The sequence below is a fragment of the Ferrovum myxofaciens genome, from assembly GCF_000735045.1.
Classification (GTDB): domain Bacteria; phylum Pseudomonadota; class Gammaproteobacteria; order Burkholderiales; family Ferrovaceae; genus Ferrovum; species Ferrovum myxofaciens.
Genome location: NZ_JPOQ01000289.1, coordinates 1 through 3,533 on the forward strand (window position 1 = coordinate 1; position 3,533 = coordinate 3,533).

A 3,533-nucleotide genomic window follows, 5' to 3' on the forward strand; every position below is an offset into this window, starting at 1 on the left:
GATGCGCCGGATGTTCGGCAAGGTCTGCGAAGACATGGAAGCGTCCCTAGTGGAAATGGATGGGGAGGACAATCATGTGCATCTGTTGGTGGAGTATCCGCCCAAGCTGGCGGTGTCCGTACTGGTAAATTTTGTGGCGTTCTTGTGGCGTTTTTGTGGCTATCGTGTGGCGAATTATGCCGAAGCATGACGAGTAGGCCGCGCCAAGTAAGGCGTATTTGCTAGGCATGGTTCGTCATGCCTTGTTTTGGCGGAGGTTCGAATCCTCTCGCCCCGACCAGTCAAATCAGATAGTTATAGCACAGAATGGCATATGCTATTGCATTAAGTTACTACTCTGTCATCAAGGCGGTTTATCGGTTGCTTGTTTTGTCAACAAGGTTGCGTATCTCGTGAGGATGAAGCAGCTTGTGCTGGCCTATGTCATCGGAAAAAGCATTGCACTCAGCCATCTGCTTCCAGGTATTTTGGAAGTTACTGTAGTCAAAAGCAGCCGACCATGCCTGGATGCGAGTCATTGAACGGACGAATGGAATTGGATCGGTATTTCTGGATAGCGCTTTGAGGGGTAGCAAATAGTCTTCGCGATATGCCGTCGGGATAATGATTCGACAAGCAGATGCTTGAGTCAGATAGGTATTCATGGCTAGTCTGGCGGTTCGACCATTACCATCCCCAAAGGGATGTACCTCAGTTATAACAAACATCGCCATCAATGCTCGGGCCAATGGATCTTCCAGTAGCGCAACGCGTTTGAATCCTTCACGCAGGGTACCCTGTACCAATTCCGGATGAACAAATAATGTGGAGCCTGCTTGATTGAGTTTTTCTTTCCATTGCCCTGGATTTTTATCTGGGCGGCTGGATAACACCCTATGGTTGGCGAGTTTCAGCCATTCCAAAAATTCATCCTCATTGCCCGGCGGGTTTGACCGGAAAGGTTGTCGAGTGATGGCCTGATAAGTACCGAGCACATCATGCGAATCCTCAGAACGTTTCTCGATTATCTTGCCTTCAAAAATAATTTCGCTGGCCTCTTCCACCGTGAAGGTTGTGCCTTCAATGTAGTTGGAGAAATAGGCTTCAAAGAAGGAGAAGTTGGTAGTGCTCAATCCGGATGTTGTTGGATCGGGCACATGAGGGAAGGATTGTCGAAGCTCTGTAAACAGCGCATCGAATATTATCAGGCGATCAGGGTCGTACGGCTTTCCTGCAGCACGAGCGAGTGCATCGACAGCACCCAGGCGCCCAGCATCGCCGGTTCGCATCAATGCTGAGACGATGCTGTTCAGAGCTTTGAACTGGGCATCCATTCCCAGTATCTCTGCCAATTGACGGGTAGCATCTCGCAGGTCGTTGACCTTGTGCTCGCCGCGCAGTGTGCAAAGCCGACTAAGTTGCGACTCGACCCAAGCACGTCCCATCGTTCGTATTGCGGCATCTCGACCCGTATAAAGATTTTCCAGAAGACGGCGAGCTTCGGACGAAACAAACAGCTTGCCGTAGGGTGTGTCATTCAGTGCCGCTTCCCTCCCTGAAATTGGGCCGGGACCAGGGATGATCATCAATGTCAGGCCGGGCAATTCAATGCGTCGTGCCCGATTGCCTTGAACCAGAAAAATACGCCCCTCTGAATCGGGCTTGCCTTCCTGGGCAGAACGATAGCCAAGAATCGATCCGGGATAAAGGTGCTCGGCAATTTGGCGCCAGTTGGGCCGTACGATTTGCTCAAGCGGTGATTCCAGATCACTGGTGTAGATGCCTCGATGAATTGCCCGCAATTTTCCAGCGCGAGCCAATCTGGAAACGCGTTGTGCGTTCGCCTGATCTTCGGCGGAACTGAAAATCAGGGTCGCAAGAGTGTCAATATTTTTGCGCATCGAGAGATAGACCAAGGATTTATGTCAACAATAATGCGCTAACCGTTAATTTATGTCAATATAATAGCAAATAGATTGATTTACATGCCCAACCACCAGCGCCAACAGCCCCGGAGGCAGCAATTTTGCGAGGTGGCGCTGTGCGCCATCCCTGCCGACTGTTTTCCCGCGCAACCCGAACATGGGTTCGAGATAACCACCGTAGAGGCTCCCATACTGATTTCATATTAAAATTCAAAACAACCGTGCAAATTAATTATATGCATGGTAAATTACACGGATGAATCCTCGTTATGTACAGAAGAAACTCCTGACTTTTCTGGCCCAGTTTCCTGCAGTGGTGCTCATTGGGCCGCGCCAGGCAGGTAAGACCACATTGGCTTTGGCCGAAATGGCCCGACGCGGTGATGCTATTTATCTTGATTTGGAGCTGCCCTCGGCTCAGCGGCAGATGGATGATCCTGAAAGTTTTCTTCTTGCCCAGCGCAATCGGCTGGTTATCCTGGATGAGGTACAGCGCTTACCTGAATTGTTTGCGGTGCTGCGTGGGGTCATTGATATTCGTCGCCGGGACGGTGAAGCGTCAGGGCAATTCCTGTTGCTTGGCTCTGCTACTGGCGTGTTGCTGCAGCAGGCCAGTGAGAGTTTGGCTGGGCGGGTTGCGCAACTGGAACTCACGCCCTTCCAGGCCTGTGAAGTGTTGCCCGCGGATGCGCCGGGACCCGCACTTAACTCGCTTTGGGTGCGTGGTGGCTTTCCTTTATCCTGGTTGGCACATGATGAAACGAGCAGTCTGCGCTGGCGCGAGGCATTTATCGCCACCTATTTGGAGCGGGACATTCCAGCGCTGGGTCCGAAGATCCCGACCACAACGCTGCGTCGTCTGTGGACCATGCTGGCTCATTTGCAGGGTAGTTTGCTCAACCAGTCGCAACTCGCTGCGTCGCTTGCCGTGAGTGGCCAGACGGTGTCGCGTTACATTGATGTGTTGTGCGATTTAATGTTGATCCGTCGCCTGCCCGCTTGGCATGGCAATGTGGGCAAGCGGCTGGTGCGCGCGCCCAAGGTTTATGTGCGTGACAGCGGCATTACCCATGCCTTGCTTGGCTTGGAGAGTTTGGAGTCGATACTGAGTCACCCGGTAGCCGGGCCAAGTTGGGAAGGGTTTGTCATCGAACAACTTATCGCCGCCGCGTCCCAAGCCGAGGCCAGTTTCTACCGAACTTCGCATGGTGCCGAGGCTGATCTGGTGATGAGCTTTCGCAATGGTGAAACTTGGGTGATTGAAATCAAGCGTTCATCAGCACCTGCCGTGTCGAAAGGTTTTCACCTGGCCGCTGCCGACGTCGGTGCCACGCGTAAGCTTTTGGTCGCGCCAGTGGACGCAACCTATCCCGTGCGCGACGGAATAGAGGTGATGAATCCCCTCACAGCGGCTACGCAGCTGACGAGTTTTTGTGACGCGTTCTCTTGATGGGAATCAAGTGGATCTGCGCCCACCTCTACGCCACTTTGCGCTAACAAAAATATGGCTCTATGTGATTTGTAGTGGGTGGTGCGATAATTCCGTCATGAATAGTACAACTTTATTTAGCATGGCGCTTGGCCTGCAATCGCCTTGGCAAGTGGACGATATTTCGTTTTCTGCCGATG

3 protein-coding genes and 1 pseudogene are annotated in these 3,533 nt (G+C 52.3%); 3 read left to right on the top strand and 1 reads right to left on the bottom strand.

Annotated elements, in window-relative coordinates; translation table 11 throughout:
- Positions 1-130: pseudogene (locus tag IV91_RS16155) on the top strand (transposase); the annotation flags it as partial.
- A gap of 223 nt (positions 131-353) precedes the next feature.
- On the opposite strand, the gene IV91_RS0113575 reads toward IV91_RS16155, so the two are convergent.
- Entirely contained in the window at positions 354-1,880 is a 1,527-nt protein-coding gene (locus IV91_RS0113575; protein WP_035418382.1) for a Fic family protein, read from the bottom strand.
- 280 nt (positions 1,881-2,160) lie between these two features.
- Between IV91_RS0113575 and IV91_RS0113580 the strand changes: the two genes are divergently transcribed.
- Positions 2,161-3,354 carry an ATP-binding protein gene (locus tag IV91_RS0113580; RefSeq protein WP_031599345.1) on the top strand — a complete coding sequence of 398 codons (1,194 nt, stop codon included), beginning with the start codon at positions 2,161-2,163 and terminating at the stop codon, positions 3,352-3,354.
- The coding region (locus tag IV91_RS19305) for a hypothetical protein (RefSeq protein ID WP_150112511.1) at positions 3,338-3,533 on the top strand (196 nt) is incomplete at its 3' end. The genes IV91_RS0113580 and IV91_RS19305, both read left to right, overlap by 17 nt.